At 48.1% G+C, this 24,380-nt stretch carries 24 protein-coding genes and 2 other annotated features; all 24 genes read left to right on the top strand.

Annotated elements, in window-relative coordinates:
• The first annotated feature begins 28 nt into the window (after window positions 1-28).
• The 24 genes from gltX to rplC all read left to right on the top strand — a co-directional run bounded on the left by gltX (window position 29) and on the right by rplC (window position 24,370).
• Entirely contained in the window at window positions 29-1,477 is a 1,449-nt protein-coding gene (gene gltX / locus ASG02_RS15340) for a glutamate--tRNA ligase (protein WP_056064904.1), read from the top strand.
• Window positions 1,477-1,695, top strand: a binding site (T-box leader). Its footprint overlaps the gene before it by 1 nt.
• Before the next feature lie 9 nt (window positions 1,696-1,704).
• The gene (gene epsC, locus ASG02_RS15335) at window positions 1,705-2,424 is read left to right on the top strand and encodes a serine O-acetyltransferase EpsC (RefSeq protein WP_255344377.1); all 720 of its coding nucleotides are present in this window, start codon (window positions 1,705-1,707) and stop codon (window positions 2,422-2,424) included.
• Window positions 2,378-3,775, top strand: a complete 1,398-nt coding sequence (gene cysS / locus ASG02_RS15330) for a cysteine--tRNA ligase (RefSeq protein WP_056064901.1) — start codon at window positions 2,378-2,380, stop codon at window positions 3,773-3,775. Before epsC ends, cysS begins: the two co-directional genes overlap by 47 nt.
• Window positions 3,772-4,176, top strand: a complete 405-nt coding sequence (locus ASG02_RS15325) for a Mini-ribonuclease 3 (RefSeq protein ID WP_023466600.1) — start codon at window positions 3,772-3,774, stop codon at window positions 4,174-4,176. Before cysS ends, ASG02_RS15325 begins: the two co-directional genes overlap by 4 nt.
• 166 nt (window positions 4,177-4,342) lie before the next feature.
• Window positions 4,343-5,026 carry a 23S rRNA (guanosine(2251)-2'-O)-methyltransferase RlmB gene (gene rlmB, locus ASG02_RS15320; protein ID WP_369792041.1) on the top strand — a complete coding sequence of 228 codons (684 nt, stop codon included), beginning with the start codon at window positions 4,343-4,345 and terminating at the stop codon, window positions 5,024-5,026.
• The gene (locus tag ASG02_RS15315) at window positions 5,023-5,553 is read left to right on the top strand and encodes an NYN domain-containing protein (RefSeq protein WP_035413144.1); all 531 of its coding nucleotides are present in this window, start codon (window positions 5,023-5,025) and stop codon (window positions 5,551-5,553) included. Before rlmB ends, ASG02_RS15315 begins: the two co-directional genes overlap by 4 nt.
• A 185-nt stretch (window positions 5,554-5,738) precedes the next feature.
• Complete coding sequence (gene sigH, locus ASG02_RS15310; protein ID WP_035413147.1) at window positions 5,739-6,380, top strand: RNA polymerase sporulation sigma factor SigH; 642 nt, start codon at window positions 5,739-5,741, stop codon at window positions 6,378-6,380.
• A 155-nt stretch (window positions 6,381-6,535) separates the two neighbouring features.
• Window positions 6,536-6,682 (top strand): 50S ribosomal protein L33, encoded by a 147-nt coding sequence (rpmG, locus tag ASG02_RS15305; protein WP_023466603.1) that lies wholly within the window; start codon window positions 6,536-6,538, stop codon window positions 6,680-6,682.
• A gap of 44 nt (window positions 6,683-6,726) precedes the next feature.
• Window positions 6,727-6,897 carry a preprotein translocase subunit SecE gene (gene secE, locus ASG02_RS15300; RefSeq protein WP_023466605.1) on the top strand — a complete coding sequence of 57 codons (171 nt, stop codon included), beginning with the start codon at window positions 6,727-6,729 and terminating at the stop codon, window positions 6,895-6,897.
• 19 nt (window positions 6,898-6,916) lie between these two features.
• Window positions 6,917-7,468: a transcription termination/antitermination protein NusG gene (gene nusG / locus ASG02_RS15295; RefSeq protein WP_023466607.1), complete on the top strand. Its 552-nt coding sequence runs from the start codon at window positions 6,917-6,919 to the stop codon at window positions 7,466-7,468.
• Between the two features lie 149 nt (window positions 7,469-7,617).
• On the top strand, window positions 7,618-8,043 hold the full coding sequence (rplK, locus tag ASG02_RS15290) for a 50S ribosomal protein L11 (protein WP_023466609.1): 426 nt from the start codon (window positions 7,618-7,620) through the stop codon (window positions 8,041-8,043).
• A gap of 117 nt (window positions 8,044-8,160) precedes the next feature.
• A complete protein-coding gene (gene rplA, locus ASG02_RS15285) occupies window positions 8,161-8,847 on the top strand; it encodes a 50S ribosomal protein L1 (RefSeq protein ID WP_023466610.1) in 687 nt (228 codons plus the stop codon).
• Window positions 8,848-8,902: 55 nt separating this feature from the next.
• Window positions 8,903-9,054: a sequence feature (ribosomal protein L10 leader region), on the top strand.
• Between the two features lie 50 nt (window positions 9,055-9,104).
• A complete protein-coding gene (gene rplJ / locus ASG02_RS15280) occupies window positions 9,105-9,611 on the top strand; it encodes a 50S ribosomal protein L10 (protein WP_023466611.1) in 507 nt (168 codons plus the stop codon).
• 76 nt (window positions 9,612-9,687) lie between these two features.
• A complete protein-coding gene (gene rplL, locus ASG02_RS15275) occupies window positions 9,688-10,056 on the top strand; it encodes a 50S ribosomal protein L7/L12 (protein ID WP_023466613.1) in 369 nt (122 codons plus the stop codon).
• 82 nt (window positions 10,057-10,138) lie between these two features.
• Window positions 10,139-10,735 carry a class I SAM-dependent methyltransferase gene (locus tag ASG02_RS15270; protein WP_035413150.1) on the top strand — a complete coding sequence of 199 codons (597 nt, stop codon included), beginning with the start codon at window positions 10,139-10,141 and terminating at the stop codon, window positions 10,733-10,735.
• Window positions 10,736-10,966: 231 nt separating this feature from the next.
• A complete protein-coding gene (gene rpoB / locus ASG02_RS15265; protein ID WP_035399374.1) occupies window positions 10,967-14,524 on the top strand; it encodes a DNA-directed RNA polymerase subunit beta in 3,558 nt (1,185 codons plus the stop codon).
• Window positions 14,525-14,544: 20 nt separating this feature from the next.
• Entirely contained in the window at window positions 14,545-18,144 is a 3,600-nt protein-coding gene (gene rpoC / locus ASG02_RS15260) for a DNA-directed RNA polymerase subunit beta' (protein WP_056064898.1), read from the top strand.
• Between the two features lie 80 nt (window positions 18,145-18,224).
• Window positions 18,225-18,476, top strand: a complete 252-nt coding sequence (locus ASG02_RS15255) for a ribosomal L7Ae/L30e/S12e/Gadd45 family protein (protein WP_056064895.1) — start codon at window positions 18,225-18,227, stop codon at window positions 18,474-18,476.
• Window positions 18,477-18,601: 125 nt separating this feature from the next.
• The gene (gene rpsL / locus ASG02_RS15250; protein ID WP_023466621.1) at window positions 18,602-19,021 is read left to right on the top strand and encodes a 30S ribosomal protein S12; all 420 of its coding nucleotides are present in this window, start codon (window positions 18,602-18,604) and stop codon (window positions 19,019-19,021) included.
• A gap of 49 nt (window positions 19,022-19,070) precedes the next feature.
• Window positions 19,071-19,541 carry a 30S ribosomal protein S7 gene (gene rpsG, locus ASG02_RS15245; RefSeq protein ID WP_023466623.1) on the top strand — a complete coding sequence of 157 codons (471 nt, stop codon included), beginning with the start codon at window positions 19,071-19,073 and terminating at the stop codon, window positions 19,539-19,541.
• 124 nt (window positions 19,542-19,665) lie between these two features.
• Window positions 19,666-21,744 (top strand): elongation factor G, encoded by a 2,079-nt coding sequence (fusA, locus tag ASG02_RS15240; protein WP_035413156.1) that lies wholly within the window; start codon window positions 19,666-19,668, stop codon window positions 21,742-21,744.
• 117 nt (window positions 21,745-21,861) lie between these two features.
• Window positions 21,862-23,049 carry an elongation factor Tu gene (tuf, locus tag ASG02_RS15235; protein WP_056064893.1) on the top strand — a complete coding sequence of 396 codons (1,188 nt, stop codon included), beginning with the start codon at window positions 21,862-21,864 and terminating at the stop codon, window positions 23,047-23,049.
• A 317-nt stretch (window positions 23,050-23,366) separates the two neighbouring features.
• The gene (gene rpsJ, locus ASG02_RS15230) at window positions 23,367-23,675 is read left to right on the top strand and encodes a 30S ribosomal protein S10 (RefSeq protein ID WP_029343090.1); all 309 of its coding nucleotides are present in this window, start codon (window positions 23,367-23,369) and stop codon (window positions 23,673-23,675) included.
• 68 nt (window positions 23,676-23,743) lie between these two features.
• A complete protein-coding gene (gene rplC, locus ASG02_RS15225; RefSeq protein ID WP_023466629.1) occupies window positions 23,744-24,370 on the top strand; it encodes a 50S ribosomal protein L3 in 627 nt (208 codons plus the stop codon).
• Window positions 24,371-24,380 lie beyond the last annotated feature (10 nt).

Raw genomic sequence — 24,380 nt, 5'->3', positions numbered from 1 at the left:
CGAATTTTAGTCGAAGGAGTGATTGGCAATGGCAGAAGTACGAGTACGTTATGCCCCAAGTCCAACAGGACACTTGCATATCGGGAATGCCCGGACTGCATTATTTAATTATCTGTTTGCACGCCATTTAGGCGGCAAGATGGTATTACGAATCGAGGATACGGACCAAAAGCGGAACATCGCAGGTGGTGTCGAGAGTCAAATGAAGAATCTCGAGTGGCTCGGTGTCGATTGGGACGAAGGTCCAGGTCGCGGTGGTGAGTACGGTCCTTATTCACAAATGGAGCGTCTTGATATCTATCAAAAGTATACGGATGAGTTACTTGAAAAGGGACTCGCTTACCGTTGCTACATGACATCGGAAGAGCTCGAAGCAGAACGCGAAGCGCAAATCGCACGCGGAGAAGCACCACGCTATTCAGGGGCACACCGTAACCTGACAGCAGAACAAGAAGAAGCGTTCCGCGCAGAAGGTCGCACGCCATCGATTCGGATTCGTGTACCGGAAGATGTCACGTATACATGGAATGATATCGTCAAAGACGACGTCTCGTTCGAATCAAAAGACTTCGGTGACTGGGTCATCGTTAAAAAAGACGGCATTCCGACATATAACTTTGCTGTCGTCATCGACGATCACTTGATGGCGATCAGTCACGTTCTTCGTGGAGATGATCATATTTCGAACACACCGAAACAGATGATGATCTATGATGCGTTCGGTTGGGAATACCCGACGTTTGGTCACATGACATTGATTGTCAATGAAGCACACAAGAAACTCTCGAAGCGTGATCACTCGATCATTCAGTACATCGAGCAGTATAAAGAGCTCGGTTATCTCCCGGAAGCATTACTCAACTTCATCACGCTTCTCGGCTGGTCACCTGTCGGCGAAGAGGAAATCTTCACAAAAGAAGAGTTAATCAAGATCTTTGACGCGGATCGTCTCTCGAAGAGTCCGGCTGTCTTTGACCAAAACAAATTGGCTTGGATCAACAGTCAGTATATGAAACATCAATCGTTCGAAGAAGTATTCGAAGCAAGTCTTCCGTTCCTACAAGAAGCAGGTCGCGTCGAAGCGTCACCTTCAGAAGAAGAGCTCGCTTGGGCACGTGATCTTGTCGCGCTATACCGCGAACAGATGACGCATGGCGCGGAAATCGTCAAGCTTTCAGAGATGTTCTTTGAGGATGAAGTGGTGTATGATGAAGAGGCAAACACTGTCTTGAGTGGCGAGACGGTTCCGACTGTACTTGCAGAATTCGCGAACCAGTTACGCGCTCTCGAAGAGTGGACACCAGAAGCAATCAAAGCATCGATCAAAGCGACGCAAAAAGCGACTGGTCAAAAAGGAAAAAACTTGTTCATGCCAATTCGTGTCGCGACGACAGGACAGACGCATGGTCCAGAACTCCCGAACACGATTCAATTACTAGGAAAAGACCGTGTGCTTGCACGGCTTGAAGCAGAATAACGAAAGCGTAGACGAGGAAAGTAACGATGCGTCTTCTTCTCCAGAGACAAGCTCGAATGGTGCGAGGGCTTGAAGAAGCGAATCATGAAATGCCCCTCTGAGTGCTGCCCGAAATCCGTGAAAGTAGGCGCAGACGTATCTCCGGCGTTAACGGACGTCGAGAGGGACGAGTCAATCGTCCAAACAGAGTGGGACCGCGCTTCGTTAGCGTCTCTGTGCAGCAATGCATAGAGGCGCTTTTTCTTATGGAAAGGAGAACGTATATGACACGGATGCGAGAAGATATCCGCAATGTGTTTGAGCAAGATCCAGCTGCCCGCAGCACGTTAGAAGTCATTTTGACATACCCGGGCTTACATGCGATTTGGATGCATCGCCTGGCCCATCGGCTCTGGAACGCGAAGTTTCGCTTGCTCGGTCGATTGATTTCGCAATTCAGTCGCTTTTTGACAGGCATCGAGATTCATCCAGGAGCGACGATTGGACGCCGATTCTTTATTGACCATGGGATGGGTGTCGTCATTGGTGAGACGACGATCATTGGCGATGACGTCACGTTGTTTCAAGGCGTGACACTCGGCGGAACGGGGAAAGAAACAGGAAAGCGTCATCCGACGATTGAAGACGGCGTACTTGTCTCTGCCGGTGCTCGTGTCCTAGGTGATATCACGATCGGGGCATACTCAAAAATCGGTGCCAGTTCCGTCGTCTTAAAACATGTTCCTCCAAATGCGACCGTCGTCGGCATTCCGGGACGTGTCGTCATTCAAGACGGCATGAAGGTCGAAGCACCACTTGATCATCGTTTCCCGGATCCGGTCAGCGAATGCCAAGAGCGGATTGAAATGGAACTAGAAGTATTAAAACAAGAAATTGAACGGATTAAAGGAGGGCGACGTCATGATTCAACTGTACAACAGCATGACCGGAAAAAAGGAACCATTTAAACCATTAGAAGAAGGAAAGGTCAAGATGTATGTCTGTGGTCCAACTGTGTACAACTACATTCATATCGGCAATGCACGTCCAGCGATCGTCTTCGATACAGTCCGTCGCTACTTCACATACCGCGGATATGAGGTCAAATACGTCTCGAACTTCACGGACGTCGACGATAAGATCATCCGGACAGCAAACGAACTGGGAGAAGATTATCATGCGTTGACGAAACGTTTCATTGAAGCGTATCACGCGGATACGGGTGCTTTGAATGTCCAAAAAGCGGATATCCATCCACTCGTCACGGAAACGATGGACGATATCATCGCCTTCATCGAAGTACTCGTTGCAAAAGGCAATGCCTACGCATCGAGTGGGGATGTCTACTTCCGGACGCGTAGTTTCAAGGATTATGGTCAATTGAGCCAACAGTCGATCGATGAATTGCGCGCAGGCGCACGAATCGAAGTCGGAGAGAAAAAAGAAGATCCGCTTGATTTCGTGCTCTGGAAAGCAGCAAAACCAGGTGAGCCGGCATGGACGAGTCCATGGGGCGAAGGACGACCAGGCTGGCACATCGAGTGCTCGGCGATGGCAAAGAAATACCTTGGAGAGACGATCGATATCCATGCCGGTGGACAAGACTTGAAATTCCCACACCATGAGAATGAGATCGCCCAGTCAGAAGCATGCAACTCACAGAAGTTCGCAAACTACTGGATGCATAACGGGTTCTTAAACATCGAAAACGAGAAGATGTCGAAGTCGCTCGGTAACTTCCTGACGGTCCATGAAGCCATTCAAGCGGTCGATCCGATGGTCTTACGGTTCTTCATGTTGTCGGTTCAATATCGTCATCCGATCAACTACAGTCGTGAACTGATCGACCAAGCAGCGAATGGTCTCGCACGGATTCGGGAGTCGGTCGCAAACATCGAACATCGTCTTGACATGACGGCTGATCTCGGAACAGGTGACGAGAAGTGGTTGAATCGTCTAGCGGCGATCAAGGAACACTTCATCACATCGATGGATGATGATTTTAATACAGCGAACGCTGTGACGGATTTATTTGATCTCTCGAAAGAAGCCAATCTATACCTCGGAGAAGCACATGTGTCGAAACAGGTGCTCGAACAGTTCCTCGCACTCTTCTCGGAATTATCAGGCGTCCTTGGTGTGACGTTGACAGTCGATAAAGGCTTACTCGATGAAGAAGTCGAACAGTTGATCGAAGAGCGGAACACAGCCCGTCAAAATCGTGACTTCGCACGAGCGGACGCAATCCGCGATCAGCTACGTGATCAAGGTATCTTGCTGGAAGACACAGCGCAAGGGATGCGGTGGAAGCGCGGATGAAGAACTACAAACAACTGAATGCACTCGCGTTAGCGTACATGGGCGACGTCGTCTATGAGATTCGTGTGCGCGAGCGATTGCTCGAACAAGGTTATGTGAAGCCGGGCGAGTTGCACAAAGCAGCTGTCCGGTACGTTCGGGCACAAGCACAAGCGACGGTCGTGACGCACTGGTTGAACACGGATGCGTTGACGGAAGAAGAGGCAGCGGTCGTCCGGCGCGGGAAGAACGCAAAATCCGGTTCTGTCCCGAAGAGTACGGACGTCCACACGTATCGCTACGCGACAGCATTTGAAGCATTGCTCGGTTATATTTATCTTTCAGAAGGAGGGGATCGCCTTGAAGAACTCATCGGACAAGCGTTCGAATTACTCGAAGCCGAAAAAACAGACGAATCCTAAGGCTACAAGCGCGAAGCCAAAAACGAAGGCACAGCGTCCAGCACAAGAGAAACGAAAAGCCGCTCCGGTCAAGGAACAGCCAGTCGCGATCGAACCGCTCGAAGAAGGACAAGATTTCTTGTCGGGTCGAAATCCGGTTCTAGAAGCATTACGGAGCGGACGAGAGATGAACAAGCTGTTTCTGCAGGAAGGACAACAAAAAGGACCACTTGCCGTCATCCACGCGATGGCGCAGGAAGCAGGGATTCAAATCCAGCTCGTACCTCGCTCACGGTTAACGGGTTTAGCCGGAACGGAAAATCACCAAGGTGTCGTCGCAGCGGTAGCAGCGTATGAGTACGCTGAGATGGAAGACATCTTTGAGCTCGCGCGTCAAAAGGACGAAACACCGCTCTTGATTCTACTCGATGAACTGGAGGATCCACATAATCTCGGATCAATCTTGCGGACAGCAGATGCTGTCGGGGCACACGGGATCATCATTCCGAAGCGTCGATCAGTCGGATTGACGCAAGTCGTCGCAAAGGCATCAACAGGCGCGATCGAACATATTCCTGTCGTTCGCGTGACGAACCTTGCGCGGACGATGGAGGATCTAAAGAAACAAGGCATCTGGTTCGTCGGAACGGATGCGCGCGAAAGTGATGACTACCGGACACTTGATGGGACGATGCCACTCGGAATCGTCATTGGAAGTGAAGGAAAAGGAATGAGCCGGCTCGTCCGTGAGAAATGTGATTTCCTCGTCCACCTCCCGATGGCGGGACATGTCACATCGCTCAACGCATCGGTTGCTGCTTCGTTATTACTATATGAAGTCTACCGGACTAGAAAGCCGTATGCGCGATGAAATATGATCGTCTCATCGTAGATGGCTATAATATCATTGGCGCATGGCCAGAATTTCGGACGTTGCGGGAGCAAGATTTTGAATTGGCACGGGAACGGCTGATTCATGCGATGGCGGAATACCAAGCTGTCACAGGTCTCAGCGTTACGATCGTCTTCGATGCCTATCTTCAACCGGGACGTGAATCCCGGATGCAAAAAAGCGGGATTGATATCGTCTACACACGGGAGAACGAAACGGCAGATGAATGGATTGAAAAGACAGCTGCTGATTGGCTACAAGATATCCGAGTCAAGTTAACGGTAGCGACGAATGATTATACGGAGCAGTGGGTCATCTTCACGCTCGGAGCACTCCGCATATCGGCGCAAGAGCTCCGGCGAGAGTGGAAAGCGGCAGTCGCTGTCATCAAACAACAGACGACGTCTGCGAAGACGACGGCTCAACCGCGCTCGAAGATTGATTTACCAGAAGACGTCGTCGCACGTTTAGAAGCGATCCGTCGTCGAAAGAATTCAGATACATGATATAAACCATTCGCATGAGCAGATCACCGTTTTTCCTACTTTGGAAGAACGGTGTTTTTTATGAAAAGATACATTTTGGATACAACAAAAGAGGTCATGCCAATTTTCATTGTCGTGCGACAGGTAATTATTGTATAATTAAAAACAATTGAACTATTCGTCAATGATGCTTGGAGGGATACAAGATGAGTTTGGTTTCGTTCGACCAGTTTGGGTGCATGACCGATGAAGCGCTTGTAGAACAAGCGAAAGAGTTCGACAACAGCGATGCGCTCGAATTTTTGATCGAGCGGTATCGAAATTTCGTGCGCGCCAAAGCCCGTTCTTATTTTTTGATCGGGGCAGACCGAGAAGATATCATTCAAGAAGGAATGATTGGTCTCTATAAAGCAGTACGAGATTACCGAACGGATAAGCTTGCCTCGTTTAAAGGATTTGCCGAATTATGCATTACGAGACAGATGATCACTGCGATCAAGACGGCGACACGTCAGAAACATATCCCGTTGAACTCTTACATCTCACTCGATAAACCGATCTATGACGATGAATCGGAGCGGACGTTACTCGATATCATTACGTCGACAGCACCTTCTGACCCACAAATCTTGATCGTCAACCGGGAAGAATATGCAGACATTGAATCGAAGATGGATGAAATTTTAAGCGACCTTGAACGCAAAGTCCTCGCGCTCTATCTTGACGGACGGACGTATCAGGAAATCTCTGACGACCTCGATCGTCATGTCAAATCGATCGACAATGCCTTGCAACGCGTCAAGCGCAAGCTTGAGCGTTATCTCGAAGCACGAAAGATGACGGTCTAACAGAGAGGTAGATTGACCGTAATCCCTTCCTATGCTACTGTATAACTAGCGCCTTACTAGCGAGACGCCGCTCATAGGCGTTTTTTTTTACGCTCTTTTTCGGAAGGAAAGTACCTCAACAGAAGAGAAGAGTGGCAAAGAAGGAGGACTTTGAGATGGCGAAGAAAGTAGGCCTTGCTTGTGATAATTGCGGTGCCCGCGACTATACGACGATGAAAAAAGAGGACGTCACTGTCCGCTTGGAATTGAAGAAATTCTGCCGTCGTTGTAACGCGCATACGATTCATAAAGAAGCGAAATAAAGCTTCATCTGTCCCGATTTATTACATCCTGGAGGGAAAGTACGATGAAATTTTTGCGTGACGTATGGAATGAATTGAAAAAGACGAGCTGGCCAAAACGGAAAGAGCTGACGAAATACACATTGACGGTCATCGGTATGGTGATCTTCATGGGTGTCTTCATCTTCGGCGTCGATTCAGGGCTTAGCGCATTGATGAGCTGGTTGATTAAGTAAAAAGAAGAGGTGGCCTACCATGGAGAAACAATGGTTTGTCGTCCAAACGTATTCCGGATTCGAAAATAACGTCAAGGCGAACCTTGAACGTCGAATTGAATCCATGAACATGGACGAAAAAATCTTCCGTGTACTCGTTCCGATTGAAACGGTACAAGAAGAAGTAACGAACAAAAAGGGAGAAACGAAAATCAAGGAACGTGAAGTCAAGATCTTCCCGGGGTATGTCCTCGTTGAGATGGTCATGACGGATGATTCCTGGTATGTCGTCCGGAATACTCCGAACGTCACAGGCTTCCTCGGATCAGTCGGCGGCGGTTCAAAACCAACCCCACTTCTTCCGGAAGAAGCAGAAAATATCCTTGGATCAATGGGTCTTGTCGATCTGAAGAGCCGTTACGACTTCTCACTCGGACAAATCGTCCGAATCAAAGAAGGAGCTTTCGAAAATCTCGAAGGTACGATCGAGGAGCTTGATACAGATGCTGAGAAAATGAAAGTCTCTGTTGATATGTTCGGTCGCGAAACGAAGGTCGAGCTTGATTTCGCACAGGTCGATAAAATCGATTAAGTTTCCTATTGCGAATGTTTTGTTTTAATGATACAATTTTTCGTGTTTGATGTTGTGCTTATTTCGATAAATAACTCGTCGAATAGAATGAGTGGGAGGACGCGCAACGTCCAATTAAACCACATTAAAGAATTAAGGAGGTGTGTCTCGTGGCGAAGAAGGTTATGAAACTCGTAAAACTTCAAATTCCTGCGGGCAAAGCAAACCCAGCTCCACCAGTTGGACCGGCACTCGGTCAAGCAGGTGTGAACATCATGGGCTTCTGTAAAGAGTTCAACGCTCGTACACAAGACCAAGCCGGCTTGATTATCCCTGTAGTCATCACGGTTTTTGAAGATCGTTCATTCACATTCATCACTAAAACTCCTCCAGCAGCAGTTCTCTTGAAGAAAGCAGCTGGAATTGAGAGTGGTTCAGGTGAACCGAACCGTAAGAAAGTAGCGACAGTCAAACGTGACAAAGTTCGTGAAATCGCTGAAACAAAAATGCCAGACCTTAACGCATCATCTGTTGAAACAGCAATGTTGATGGTTGAAGGTACTGCACGTTCTATGGGTATCGTAATCGAAGACTAATGTCTTTTTGATTACCATGAACAACGATGAGGGTCGCAGGCGGATAGTTTCTTGAAGCCTGCTACCCTTTCATTATGTGGGAGGATTTTCCGCACAACCACAAAGGAGGAACCTAAAATGGGTAAGAAGTACAAAGAAGCTGCTAAGCTTATCGATCGTACGGTTTCATACGAACTCGCAGAAGCTGTAGATTTGACTAAAAAATCTGCAACTGCGAAATTCGATGAGACTATCGAATTGGCTGTTCGTCTCGGAGTAGATCCGAAGAAAGCAGACCAACAAATCCGTGGAGCAGTCGTATTGCCACACGGTACTGGTAAAACACAAAAAGTTCTCGTCTTCGCGAAAGGTGAGAAATTAAAAGAAGCGGAAGCTGCTGGAGCAGATTACGCTGGTGATGCTGAGTACATCAACAAAATCCAACAAGGATGGTTCGACTTCGATGTTATCGTTGCGACACCAGACATGATGGGTGAAGTTGGTAAACTTGGTCGCGTTCTCGGACCAAAAGGCCTCATGCCAAACCCGAAAACAGGTACAGTTACATTTGACGTCACAAAAGCAATCAACGATATCAAAGCTGGTAAAGTTGAGTACCGTGTCGACAAATCAGGTAACATCCACGTTCCTGTCGGTAAAAAATCATTCGATAACGAGAAACTCGTTGAGAACATCAACACAGTTATCGAAACTCTCGTAAAAGTTAAGCCTGCTACTGCTAAAGGTGTATACCTTAAGAACATCGCGATCGCTTCTACAATGGGTCCTGGTGTAAAAGTATCTTCAGCTGACTTCGCGAAATAATTTCGTCTAAAACGAACTTGACAACGTTCTAAGAACGCTGTTACAGTATAAAACGTTGATATATTTCGACATACCGTAGACAGAAGGTGCTCACATGGGCATAAATCCTTCCGAGGTGTTCTTGCTCAGAGAGCCTGTTTGTTCAGGTATCCTTTTTGACGATTACGCCTCCTCTGCTTTGCAGACGGAGGCTTTTTATTTGAAATCGAGCAGCCCCTCGCACCGGTACATTTCATCTACCAGGAGGTGCAACAGAAATGGCAAACGAAAAAGTTATCGCTGTCAAAGCGGATCTCGTATCTGAGATCGCTGAGAAACTCCAAGCGAGCGCAGGAACAGTTGTCGTCGACTACCGTGGACTCACAGTAGAAGAAGTCACTGAACTTCGTAAACAACTCCGCGAAGCGGGCGTTGAATTCAAAGTTTACAAAAACGGTCTCCTCCGCCGCGCGGCAGTTCAAAGCAACCTCGAAGGTCTTGATGAAGTCTTCACAGGTCCTAGTGCGATCGCCTTCAGCAATGAAGACGTTATCGCGCCAGCTAAGATCTTGAACGACTTCGCTAAAACGCACAAGGCTCTCGAACTTAAAGGTGGTATCATCGAAGGCAAAGTCACTTCAGTAGAAGATGTCAAAGCCCTTGCGGAACTTCCATCACGCGAAGGTCTCCTTTCGATGCTCCTCAGCGTGCTTCAAGCGCCAATCCGTGGACTCGCGGTGGCAACGAACGCAATCGCAGAGCAAAAAGAAGAACAATCTGCTTAATTTCTGCTTAGCGGGATAGGCAACCAACACAATTTTCACACCCCAACGTGGGCTAAATCAAAGGAGGAAAACCATAATGGCTTTCAACAAAGAGCAATTTATCGAAGACCTCAAGGGCATGACTGTTCTTGAACTTAACGAACTCGTAAAAACAATCGAAGAAGAATTCGGCGTATCAGCAGCAGCTCCAGTAGCAGTTGCAGGTGCTGGCGCAGGCGCAGCAGCTGAAGAGCAAACTGAATTCGACGTTATCCTTACTAACGCTGGATCTGGTAAAATCAACGTCATCAAAGCAGTTCGCGAATTGACAGGCCTCGGTCTTAAAGAAGCGAAAGCTCTCGTAGACGGAACTCCAGCACCAGTTAAAGAAGGCGTTTCGAAAGAAGACGCTGAAGCAATGAAAGCTAAGCTTGAAGAAGCTGGCGCTACTGTAGAAGTTAAGTAATTTTCTTCTTCCGTAGAAACAAGAGAAGCTCGCATTGCGAGCTTCTTTTGTTTTCATCTTTTACATGAGAGGGGAAGGAAACATGGCGGATCATTATTATACGAATGACCCTTCATCGAAACGAGATCCGAAGACGTGGGAATATGTCCTGCGTGGTCAAACGCTCCGCTTTACATCGGATCACGGTGTCTTTTCAAAGAACGGAATCGATTTTGGTTCACGTCTGTTGATTGAGGCATTCACGGAACCGGCTGTAGCTGGAGACATTTTAGATGTCGGCTGTGGATATGGACCGATGGGCATTGCGCTCTCGAAGTCGACAGGACGTCCGGCACACTTGATCGATGTCAATGAACGGGCGCTCGAACTAGCGGCAGACAATGCGCGCGCGAACGGTGTTTCCGTGACGACCGGTGTGAGTGACGGGTATGATGGGGTAGGCGAATCGACATTCGCAGCGATCGTGACGAATCCACCGATTCGGGCAGGAAAAACGGTCGTTCATCGTATTCTCCGAGAAGCATATGATCATCTCATCGTTGGCGGCGAACTTTGGGTCGTCATTCAAAAGAAACAAGGTGGACCATCTGCGAAGAAGTTGATGGAAGAAGTATTCGGTATGTGTGAGACAGTTACCCGGGATAAAGGGTACTCGATATTTAAATCAATTCGGTCTTGACAAATCGAAGGATTTGTCGTTGACCTCATGTTGTGTCTATGATAGTATTATAAAATGCCATTGGAGTGATTTTTGGATAAGATGTTTGAAAGCAGCTGGCGTTCTCGACTACAGATGATTGAGTAGACAAGACGTCGCTTTTTTGCGCTTATCAATCAAAAAATGGCTTCAATGTTCGATATTACACCCGTCCTTCTCTATAAGAAGAAGTGGGTCTGAGAGGTGAATCAGTTGACTGGTCAACTTGTTCAGTACGGTCGTCACCGTCAGAGAAGAAGCTATGCACGTATCAGCGAAGTATTGGAACTTCCAAACTTAATCGAGATTCAAACGAATTCGTATGAGTGGTTCCTGCGGGAAGGTCTTCGTGAAATGTTTCATGACATTTCGCCGATTTCCGATTTCACAGGGAATCTCGTATTAGAATTCATCGACTACTCGCTCGGAGAGCCGAAGTATTCGATCGATGAATCGAAAGAGCGCGACGTGACCTATTCGGCACCACTACGCGTTAAAGTCCGTCTTCAAAATAAAGAGACGGGTGAATTGAAAGAACAAGAAGTCTTCATGGGTGACTTCCCGCTTATGACGGAGTCGGGAACATTCATCATCAATGGAGCGGAACGCGTAATCGTTTCGCAGCTTGTTCGTTCGCCAAGTGTTTATTACAACAATAAGTTAGATAAGAACGGTAAGCGTGGGTTCTCCGCGACAGTCATTCCAAACCGTGGTGCATGGCTCGAGCTCGAGACAGACGCGAAAGACATCGTTTATGTTCGCATTGATCGCACGCGTAAGATTCCAGTAACGGTTCTTTTACGTGCTCTTGGTTTCGGTACGGATCAGGAAATCATCGATCTTCTCGGTGATGATGAGTACCTCCGGAATTCACTTGAAAAAGATAATACGGAATCAACGGAAAAAGCCCTCATCGAGATTTATGAGCGTCTACGTCCGGGAGAGCCGCCGACAGTCGAAAACGCAAAAGCGTTACTCGTGTCGCGCTTCTTTGACCCGAAACGTTATGATTTGGCAAACGTTGGTCGTTATAAAATCAATAAAAAGCTTCATCTTAAGAACCGTCTTTTCGGTCAGAAACTTGCGGAAACGCTCGTTGACCCAGAGACAGGTGAAGTCATCGCGGAAGCAGGAACGGTCCTTGATCGTCGTATGCTCGATAAAGTCCTTCCATTCCTTGAAGGATCCGTTGGTTACATCGAAGCGACGCCAACAGGCGGCGTAACGCAGGGTGAGGCTTTCAACTTACAGTCAATCAAGGTGTTCGCACCGGACGATGCTGAAGGTGAACGCATCATCAATATCATCGGTAACGGTAACATCGATCGTGACATCAAGCACATCACGCCTGCTGACATGATTGCTGCCATCAACTACTTCTTCAACTTGTTGCATGAAGTCGGTACGACAGACGATATCGATCACCTCGGTAACCGTCGTCTCCGTTCAGTCGGTGAGCTGCTCCAGAATCAATTCCGGATCGGTCTCTCGCGGATGGAACGTGTCGTTAAAGAACGGATGTCGATTCAGGATCAGAATGCGATCACGCCACAGGCATTGATCAACATTCGTCCAGTTATCGCATCGATTAAAGAGTTCTTCGGTAGCTCGCAGTTGTCTCAGTTCATGGACCAAACGAACCCGCTTGCAGAATTGACGCACAAACGTCGTCTTTCAGCACTCGGACCCGGTGGTTTGACACGTGAGCGCGCTGGTTTCGAAGTTCGTGACGTACACTACTCGCACTATTCCCGTATGTGTCCGATCGAAACGCCAGAGGGACCAAACATCGGTTTGATCAACTCGTTGTCTTCGTACGCGAAGGTCAATGAGTACGGCTTCATCGAAGCACCATATCGTCGTGTCGATCCGGAAACGGGCGTCGTCACAGATGAAATCCATTACATGACTGCAGACGAAGAGGATCTCTACGTCGTCGCACAGGCAAACATGTTGTTGACGGAAGAGAAGACGTTCCAAGATTCACACGTCCTTTCACGTTTCCGTGGACAAAACTTGTCTGTTGAACCAGCACGTGTCGATTATATGGACGTTTCACCGAAGCAGGTTGTATCTGCCGCAACGGCTTGTATCCCGTTCCTTGAGAACGATGACTCGAACCGTGCCCTCATGGGAGCGAACATGCAACGTCAGGCCGTCCCACTTCTGAACCCGGAATCTCCGATTGTCGGTACAGGTATGGAGTACGTGTCTGCAAAAGACTCAGGAGCCGCTGTTGTTGCGAAGCACGCAGGGATCGCTGAGCGCGTTACGGCGCGTGAAATCCTTGTCCGTCGTACGACGGAAGTCGATGGCAACATCGTCGAAGGTGAACTCGACCGTTACAAGATTCAAAAATTCATCCGTTCTAACCAAGGAACGTGTTATAACCAAAAACCAATCATCAAAGCAGGCGACCCAGTCGATAAAGGCGAGATCCTTGCAGATGGTCCATCGATGGACGGTGGGGAACTTGCGCTTGGTCGTAACGTACTCGTCGGTTTCATGACATGGGATGGTTACAACTATGAGGATGCTGTCATCATGAGTGAACGTCTTGTCAAAGACGACGTCTACACATCGATCCACATCGAAGAATACGAATGTGAGTCGCGTGATACGAAACTCGGACCGGAAGAAATCACACGTGATATTCCGAACGTCGGTGATGATGCCTTGAAAAACCTCGACGATCGCGGAATCATCCGCGTCGGTGCGGAAGTCAAGGACGGCGATATCCTCGTCGGTAAAGTTACGCCGAAGGGTGTAACGGAATTGACAGCGGAAGAACGTCTTCTTCATGCAATCTTCGGTGAAAAAGCACGTGAAGTCCGTGATACATCTCTCCGTGTTCCACACGGTGGTGATGGAATCATTCTCGATGTCAAAATCTTCGACCGCGATAATGGGGACGAGCTCTCACCTGGTGTCAACCAGTTGATCCGTGCTTACATCGTTCAGAAGCGTAAGATTCACGAGGGTGATAAAATGGCGGGTCGTCACGGTAACAAAGGTGTTATCTCACGTATCCTTCCAGAAGAAGACATGCCGTACATGCCAGACGGTACGCCAATTGACATCATGTTGAACCCACTTGGGGTTCCATCACGGATGAACATCGGGCAGTTGCTCGAGCTTCACCTCGGGATGGCAGCACGTCAACTCGGCATTAAAGTCGCATCACCAGTATTCGATGGTGCGCGTGAGGAAGATGTTTGGGCAACGATTGAAGAAGCAGGTATGGATCGCGACGCGAAGACTGTCCTTTATGATGGTCGTTCGGGTGAAGCGTTCGATAACCGTATCTCTGTCGGTGTCATGTATATGATTAAACTTGCTCACATGGTCGATGATAAACTTCACGCACGTTCGACAGGACCATACTCACTCGTTACACAACAACCGCTCGGTGGTAAAGCCCAGTTCGGTGGTCAGCGTTTCGGTGAGATGGAAGTATGGGCACTTGAAGCATACGGCGCAGCCTACACGCTCCAAGAAATCCTTACAATCAAGTCGGATGATACGATCGGTCGTGTCAAAGCGTACGAAGCAATCGTCAAAGGTGAGAATGTACCACAACCGGGCGTACCGGAATCGTTCCGAGTCCTCATTAAAGAGCTTCAATCCCTCGGTATGGACGTTAAGATGATGTCTGCTGATGATGAAGAGATCGAAATGCGTGACGAAGACGAGGACAATATCCCGAACGCGACTCCAGCACTCGAAGAAGTTCAAGCGCCTGTCGCACCAGTTGTTACTGAAGAGGAATAAGCGAAAGGGAGGTCCACCCCTTGGTAGATGTTAATAGATTTGAATATATGCAAATCGGCCTCGCTTCCCCCGAAAAGATCCGTTCATGGTCTTTCGGGGAAGTGAAAAAGCCGGAGACGATCAACTATCGTACACTCAAACCGGAGAAAGATGGTTTGTTCTGTGAACGTATTTTTGGTCCAACAAAAGACTGGGAATGTTACTGTGGTAAATACAAACGGATCCGCTATAAAGGAATCATTTGTGATCGCTGTGGCGTTGAAGTCACGAAGTCGAAAGTCCGTCGGGAGCGCATGGGTCACATCGAGCTCGCAGCACCGGTTTCGCACATCTGGTACTTCAAAGGAATTCCTAGCCGTATGGGACTCGTCCTCGACATGTCACCACGTGCGTTAGAAGAGATCATCTACTTCGCGTCGTACGTCGTAACAGATCCAGGCGAATCGACACTTGAGAAGAAACAACTCCTTTCAGAGAAAGAATACCGTGCCTATCGTGAGAAGTTCGGTCGTTCGTTTACTGCTGAAATGGGTGCGGAAGCAGTTCGTAAATTGCTCCGTGACGTGGAACTTGATAAAGAAGTCGCTGCATTACGTGAAGAACTTCGTATGATTCAAGGACAACGTCGTACGCGTGCGATCAAACGTCTTGAAGTTCTCGATGCTTTCCGTAACTCGGGCAACAATCCAGAATGGATGGTGCTTGAAGTACTTCCAGTCATCCCACCGGAACTTCGTCCGATGGTTCAACTCGATGGCGGACGTTTCGCGACGTCTGACTTGAACGACTTGTACCGCCGCGTCATCAACCGTAACAACCGTCTCAAGCGTCTTCTTGACCTTGGTGCTCCGAACATCATCGTTCAGAATGAAAAACGGATGCTTCAAGAAGCAGTCGATGCTTTGATCGATAACGGTCGTCGTGGTCGTCCAGTCACTGGACCAGGTAACCGTCCACTTAAATCACTTTCACACATGTTGAAAGGGAAACAAGGACGTTTCCGTCAAAACTTGCTCGGTAAACGTGTCGACTACTCTGGTCGTTCGGTTATCGTCGTTGGTCCGAATCTGAAGATGTATCAATGTGGTCTTCCAAAAGAAATGGCCCTTGAACTCTTCAAACCGTTCGTCATGAAAGAACTCGTCTCTCGTGGCATCGCACCGAACATCAAGAGTGCGAAACGGAAAATCGAGCGCGTTCAACCTGAAATCTGGGATGTCCTCGAAGAAGTCATCCGTGAGCATCCGGTTCTCTTAAACCGTGCACCGACACTTCACCGTCTCGGTATCCAGGCATTCGAACCAACGCTCGTCGAAGGACGCGCGATTCGCCTTCACCCACTCGTATGTACGGCATACAACGCCGATTTCGATGGTGACCAAATGGCGGTTCACGTACCACTTTCGGCAGAAGCACAAGCAGAAGCGCGTCTTCTCATGCTCGCTGCACAAAACATCTTGAACCCGAAAGACGGTAAACCTGTTGTTACACCATCGCAGGATATGGTCCTCGGTAACTACTACCTCACGCTCGAGCGCGAAAATGCGATCGGCGAAGGTAAAATCTTCTCGACAGTGAACGAAGCGCTCATCGCTTATCAAAACGGTTATGCGCACTTCCATACACGTGTTGCGATTCCAGCCGGCGTTCTCAAGAACCCGACATTCACGGAAGAGCAAAACGAGAAATTATTGATTACAACAGTCGGTAAGTTGATCTTCAACGAGATCCTCCCAACGACGTTCCCTTACTTGAACGAACCAACGATGACGAACCTTCAAGAAGCGACGCCAGACAAGTACTTCCTTGAAAAAGGAACAGATGTCGCGGCAGAACTGAAGAACCGTCCGATCATCGACCCGTTCAAAAAAGGATTCCTTGGAAATGTCATCGCGGAAGTCTTCAAACGGTTTGAGACGACAGAAACAAGCCGCATGCTCGACCGCATGAAAAACCTCGGATTCAAACACTCGACTCGTGCCGGTATCACGGTAGGGATCGCGGACATCATCGTTCTTCCGGATAAACAAGAGATTCTTGTTGAAGCCCAGGACAATGTCGACCGCGTCATGAAATCGTACCGTCGTGGTCTCATCACAGAAGACGAGCGCTATGAGCGCGTCGTTAAATCGTGGAATGATGCGAAGGATGAAATTCAGTCTCGTCTGATGAAATCCCTCAACCGTCTCAACCCGATCTTCATGATGAGTGACTCCGGTGCCCGTGGTAACGCGTCGAACTTCACGCAGCTCGCTGGTATGCGTGGACTCATGGCCGCTCCAAGTGGACGGATCATCGAGCTCCCGATCAAATCATCGTTCCGTGAGGGTCTAACGGTACAGGAATACTTCATCTCGACACACGGTGCGCGTAAAGGTCTTGCCGATACAGCCTTGAAAACGGCTGACTCAGGTTACCTGACTCGTCGTCTCGTTGACGTCGCTCAAGACGTCATCATCCGTGAAGATGATTGTGGAACGGATCGTGGTATCCGCGTCACAGCACTCCGTGAAGGAACGGAAGAAATCGAAAGCCTTTACGACCGCCTCGTCGGCCGTACTGCATTCGAAAACGTCGTTCACCCTGAAACAGGAGAAGTCCTCGTTTCGACGAACGAACTCATCGATGAAGACATCGCGCGTGTCATCACTGACGCAGGTGTCGACAACGTTGAGATCCGTACTGCCTTCACTTGTAACACAAGCCATGGTGTCTGTAAGAAATGTTACGGACGCAACTTGGCAACAGGCAACGACGTCGAAGTCGGCGAAGCTGTCGGTATCATCGCGGCACAATCAATCGGTGAGCCAGGAACGCAGCTTACGATGCGTACCTTCCACACAGGTGGGGTTGCCGGGGACGATATCACACAAGGTCTTCCGCGTATCCAAGAGTTGTTCGAAGCGCGTAACCCGAAAGGGCAAGCGGTCATCTCGGAAATCGATGGTCAAGTCATCGATTTCACGGAATCGCGTGACAAACGTGAATTGACGGTCCAAGGACTCAGCGAAACACGCACATACACGATCCCATTCGGTTCGCGTCTACGTGTTCAGCTTGGGGACGACGTCAAAGCCGGTCAAGTCTTCACGGAAGGTTCGATCGATCCGAAAGAACTCTTGAACGTTAAAGGTGTATCCGGCGTTCAGAACTACTTGCTTCAAGAAGTTCAAAAAGTATACCGGATGCAAGGGGTTGAGATCGGTGACAAACACGTCGAGGTCATGGTTCGCCAAATGATCCGTCGCGTACGTGTCATCGAGTCTGGTGAGACTTCACTCTTACCAGGTTCGCTCGTCGATATCAGCACGTTCAAGGAAGCTTGTAAAGAAGCGCTCCGTAACGGGAAAGCTCTCGCTTCGGCGAAACCAGTTCTTCTCGGTATCACGAAAGCGTCACTTGAAACAGATTCATTCCTATCGGCTGCGTCGTTCCAAGAAACGACTCGTGTCCTTACGGATGCAGCGATTAAAGGGAAGAGCGACTACCTTCGCGGCTTGAAAGAGAACGTCATCATCGGTAAGTTGGTTCCAGCTGGTACTGGGATGTCACGTTACCGTCAGATCGATCTCGAAGTAGCTGGCGAAGCACCTGTAGAAGCCGATTCTCCGGTAGAATAAAACGCCTTGACACGCCGGTATGGCGGTGCTACTATGATATAGTGTTGCCAACCGGCTGTGTTATTTTGGAGGATATCTTCATGTCTTACAAAAAAGTAGTCGGCGCAGATTTGAAGTTTGTCGGTCAAAAGCAAACGCTCAAAGCATTGCGATCTGGCAAGGCGTCGGAAGTGATCATTGCGGATGACGCAGATGAACACGTAAAACAAGCATTGCTCGAAGCGGCGAAACAAGCTAACGTTCCAGTCGTGAATGTTCCTTCTAAGCAAGAGCTTGGAAAAGCTTGTGGAATCGATGTCGCAGCAACTGCTGTTGCCATTAAGAAAGTTTGATAATGCGTTTTGTGTGGCGATGGAATGCCTGAGCCACGCAAAACGTTTCATTATGACTTTCGATGAACCACCCGGCTCGGTGGTTTTGAAATTTGTCATGAATTCAGGAAGGGAGGATCTCAAAGATGCCTACTATCAACCAATTAGTCCGTAAAGGACGTCAATCAAAAGTTGTGAAATCAGATTCGCCAGCGCTGAACAAAGGGTACAACAGCTTCATTAAAGCTCGTACTGACATCAGCTCACCACAAAAACGTGGTGTTTGTACTCGTGTAGGTACAATGACTCCGAAGAAACCGAACTCGGCTCTTCGTAAATATGCACGTGTACGTTTGACGAACACAATGGAAGTAACAGCTTACATCCCAGGTATCGGCCACAACCTTCAAGAGCACAGTGTTGTTCTTATCCGCGGCGGCCGCGTAAAAGACTTACCAGGGGTACGTTACCACATCGTTCGTGGTGCGCTTGATACAGCTGGTGTTGACGGCCGTATGCAAGGTCGTTCGAAATACGGTACTAAACGTCCTAAAGTTAAAAAATAATCTAGATATCTTAAGATATCACCTCACTATATGAAAGGAGGGACTCGGAATGCCACGTAAAGGTCAAGCAGAACGTCGTGATGTAATGGCTGATCCGATCTACAACTCTAAACTCGTTACCCGCCTTATCAACCGTCTTATGTTAGATGGTAAAAAAGGTACTGCTCAACAAATCTTATACAAAGCTTTCGAAACTATCGCTGAACGTTCAGGTCGCGATGCAATGGAAGTCTTTGAAGAAGCGATGAACAACATCATGCCAGTTCTTGAAGTTAAAGCACGCCGTGTAGGTGGAGCTAACTATCAAGTTCCTGTCGAAGTTCGCCCAGAGCGTCGTACGACACTCGCACTTCGTTACCTCGTGAACTACTCACGTCTCCGTAACGAAAAAACTATGGATGCGCGCCTTGCTAACGAAATCATGGACGCTGCAAACAACACTGGTGCTTCTGTTAAGAAGCGCGAAGATATGCACAAAATGGCGGAAGCGAACAAAGCGTTTGCTCACTACCGCTGGTAATTCCGAAAATCACCACCTCATGCATGCCATTTTTAATGGAATTATGAGGTGGCTTTCGGGTATAGTCATGACGTGTGGCAACACACGACCACTAAACTAAAATGCGAAAGGAGAATGTTTAAAGATGGCAAGAGAATTCTCCCTTAAGAACACTCGTAACATCGGGATCATGGCTCACATCGATGCTGGTAAAACAACAACGACTGAGCGTATCCTGTATTACACGGGTCGTATCCACAAGATTGGTGAAACGCACGAAGGTGCTTCACAAATGGACTGGATGGAGCAAGAGCAAGAGCGTGGGATCACGATTACATCGGCAGCAACAACTGCTCAATGGAAAGGTAACCGCGTAAACATCATCGATACACCTGGACACGTAGACTTCACAGTTGAGGTTGAACGTTCACTTCGCGTACTTGATGGTGCGGTAGCAGTACTTGACGCTCAGTCTGGTGTTGAGCCACAAACTGAGACAGTATGGCGCCAAGCTACAACTTACGGCGTACCACGTATCGTTTTCGTTAACAAAATGGATAAAATCGGTGCAGACTTCTTGTACTCGGTCGGAACGCTTCGCGAACGCCTCCAAGCGAACGCACACGCGATCCAAATTCCAATCGGTGCGGAAGATGAATTCAAAGGAATCATCGACCTCGTCGAACAGAAAACATACATGTACGGTAACGATCTTGGAACTGACATCGAAGTGACTGACGGTTTCCCAGCTGATCTCGCTGATCAAGCTGAAGAACTCCGTGGATCATTGATCGAAGCAGTTGCGGATTACGAAGAAGAATTGATGATGAAATACCTCGAGGGTGAAGAAATCACAATCGACGAGTTGAAAGCGGCTATCCGTAAAGCAACTCTGACAGTTGACTTCTATCCTGTACTCGTAGGTTCGGCATTCAAGAACAAAGGTGTTCAGCTTATGCTTGACGCAGTTCTCGATTACCTCCCATCACCAATCGACGTAAAAGCGATCTCAGGTATCGACATGGATACGGATGAAGAAATCGTGCGTGAGTCTTCGGACGAAGCACCATTCTCTGCACTCGCGTTCAAAGTCATGACTGACCCTTACGTCGGTAAATTGACATTCTTCCGTGTGTACTCTGGTACAGCTTCGGCAGGATCGTACGTTAAAAACTCAACAAAAGGCAAACGTGAGCGTCTTGGACGTATCCTTCAAATGCACGCAAACAGCCGTGAAGAGATCCCGATGGTATACGCGGGTGACATCGCTGCAGCTGTAGGTTTGAAAGATACGACTACTGGAGATACGCTTTGTGCAGAGAAAGACAACGTCGTTCTCGAATCAATGACATTCCCAGAACCAGTTATCTCGGTCGCTATCGAACCAAAAACGAAAGCTGACCAAGATAAAATGGGTCAAGCCCTCGCTAAGCTTGCTGAAGAGGATCCAACGTTCCGCACTGAAACAAACCCAGAGACTGGTCAAACGATCATCTCAGGTATGGGTGAGCTTCACCTCGACATCATCGTTGACCGTATGCGTCGCGAGTTCAAAGTCGAAGCAAACGTTGGTGCTCCACAAGTAGCTTACCGTGAAACGATCCGCCAAGCGGCGAAGATCGATTCGAAGTTCGCTCGTCAATCTGGTGGTCGTGGTCAGTATGGTCACGTCGTCGTAGAATTCGAGCCGAACGAAGAAGGCGCTGGCTTCGAGTTCAACAACAAAATCGTCGGTGGTGTTGTTCCACGTGAATACATCCCAGCGGTTGAGAACGGAATCGAAGAAGCACTTCAAAACGGTATCCTTGCTGGTTACCCGGTCGTTGACGTAAAAGCTTCACTCGTCTTCGGATCGTACCACGATGTCGACTCAAACGAGATGGCATTTAAAGTTGCGGCTTCAATGGCAGTCAAACAACTTAAAGATAAGAGCGGCGCTGTTATCCTTGAGCCAATGATGAAAGTTGAAATCGTCATCCCAGACGAATACATGGGAGACATCATGGGTGATGTTACATCACGCCGTGGTCGCGTAGAAGGTATGGAAGCACGCGGTAACGCTCAAGTTGTCCGTTCAATGATTCCACTTTCTGAAATGTTCGGATACGCTACTGGTCTTCGTTCACGCACACAAGGTCGCGGAACGTACTCGATGCACTTCGATCACTACGAAGAAGTACCGAAATCAGTTGCAGAAGAAATCATCAAAAAAGCAAACGGCTAATCCTTCACAGGTTGTCACGCTTTTATGATTAGTGTAAGCTAAGGAAGGTGTACGTTATCTTACGACTCACCTTCCTAGTTATAAAAAATTATTAGACACATAGAGGAGGAATTCAGAATGGGTAAGGAAAAATTCGACCGTTCTAAACCGCACGTTAACGTTGGTACAATCGGCCACGTCGACCACGGTAAAACAACTTTGACAGCAGCTATCTCAGCTGTACTTGCAAAATCACAAGGTAAAGCTGCAACTAAGTTTGACCAAATCGATGGTGCTCCAGAAGAGCGCGAGCGCGGTATCACAATCGCAACAGCTCACATCGAGTACGAAACAGACAAACGCCACTATGCACACGTTGACTGCCCAGGTCACGCTGACTATGTTAAAAACATGATCACTGGTGCTGCACAAATGGACGGCGCGATCCTCGTTGTTTCTGCAACAGATGGTCCAATGCCACAAACACGTGAGCACATCTTGCTTTCACGTCAAGTAGGTGTTCCTTTCATCGTAGTATTCATGAACAAAGTTGACATGGTTGACGACGAAGAGCTTCTTGAGCTCGTCGAAATGGAAATCCGTGAACTTCTTTCTGAGTATGACTTCCCAGGTGATGACCTCCCAGTTATCCAAGGTTCTGCTCTTGGCGCGCTTAACGGCGAAGCTAAATGGGAAGAAAAAATCATGGAACTCATGGCAGCTGTCGATGAGTACATCCCAGAACCAACTCGTGACACTGAAAAAGACTTCATGATGCCAGTTGAGGATGTCTTCTCAATCACTGGTCGTGGTACAGTTGCTACTGGCCGCGTTGAGCGTGGAGTTCTTAAAGTCAACGACGAAATCGAAATCGTTGGTCTTCACGAAGAAACTAAAAAATCAGTATGTACTGGTGTAGAGATGTTCCGTAAGCTTCTTGACTATGCTGAAGCTGGCGACAACATCGGTGCTCTTCTCCGTGGTGTATCACGTGACGACATCGAGCGTGGACAAGTTCTCGCGAAACCAAACACAATCACACCACACAAAAAGTTCAAAGCGCAAGTTTACGTTCTTTCTAAAGAAGAGGGTGGCCGTCACACGCCATTCTTCGCGAACTACCGCCCGCAGTTCTACTTCCGTACAACTGACGTAACTGGTATGGTTCAACTTCCAGAAGGTACTGAAATGGTTATGCCTGGGGACAACATCGAAATGACTGTTGAACTCATCGCACCAATCGCTCTTGAAAAAGAAACTCGTTTCTCAATCCGTGAAGGTGGCCGTACAGTAGGCGCTGGATCAGTTACAGAAATCGTTGAGTAATTTTTAAGACAAAGGTCTTCCGTCTCCCGTGGCGGAAGACCTTTTTTCATTTCTTTGAAAACAGTCTTGCAACATGGTCTGACATCTTATATACTGAGGAAAGTGTTTGTGCGAGTGGTGAGAGACTTGAATACATATTCTATTTTTATTAGTGCTTGCATTCTTGCTGGTGATTCAGTATGATAGAATATGTTGGTCACAAACACAACGCGATGAAGCGGGAGGTTATGACACACCAGGCGGCATTGCCATGGCTAGTGTGGAAATTTCCGCGGAGAATGTCTATTTACGAAATAGGCGAAAAGGAGGGAAATAACATGGCAAATGAAAAAATTCGGATCCGTTTGAAAGCATACGATCACCGCGTGCTTGATCAATCGGCTGAGAAGATTGTCGACACAGCAAAACGTTCAGGTGCTACTGTATCTGGTCCGATCCCACTCCCAACGGAGAAAGCGGTCTACACAGTACTTCGTGCCGTTCACAAGTACAAAGATGCTCGTGAGCAGTTCGAAATGCGTACACACAAACGTTTGATCGACATCGTTAACCCAACACCGAAAACTGTTGATGCGCTTATGCGTCTCGAACTTCCATCGGGCGTTGACATCGAAATCAAACTTTAATTTTTCTTCTATAGATAGTTGATACTAGCCAGAAGATCAAAATCATTCAATATTAGGAGGTGTATCTCATGGCTAAAGGAATCTTAGGAACTAAACTCGGTATGACACAAATCTTCAACGAGTCAGGCGAAGTCGTCCCTGTTACTGTCGTTTCAGTCGAAGGTAACGTTGTTCTTCAATTGAAAACAACGGAAGTTGACGGTTACGAAGCAGTTCAACTCGGCTTTGGTGATATCAAAGAAGGTCGTCAAAACAAACCGCAAAAAGGTCACGCTGCGAAAGCAAACGCGACACCTAAGCGCTTCATTAAAGAAATCCGTACATCAGTAGCAGATTTCGAAATCGGTCAAGAGATTAAAGCAGATACTTTCGCTGCAGGCGAAATGGTTGATGTAACAGGTACGTCGAAAGGTAAAGGTTTCGCTGGTGCAATCAAGCGTCACAACCAATCACGTGGTCCAATGGCTCACGGTTCGCGTTACCACCGTCGCCCAGGTTCAATGGGTCCTGTTGCTCCTAACCGTGTATTCAAAGGGAAATTGCTCCCTGGACGCATGGGTGGAGAGCAAATCACTGTTCAAAACCTTGAAATCGTAAAAGTTGATGCAGAACGCGGCTTACTCCTCGTCAAGGGTGCTATCCCAGGCGCACGTAAGAGCCAAGTTGTCATCAAAACTGCGGTTAAAGGCAACTAATCCGTTTGCA

It is taken from the genome of Exiguobacterium sp. Leaf196, assembly GCF_001423965.1.
Taxonomy (GTDB): Bacteria; Bacillota; Bacilli; order Exiguobacteriales; family Exiguobacteriaceae; genus Exiguobacterium_A.
This window is presented reverse-complemented; position numbering and strand designations above follow the sequence as displayed.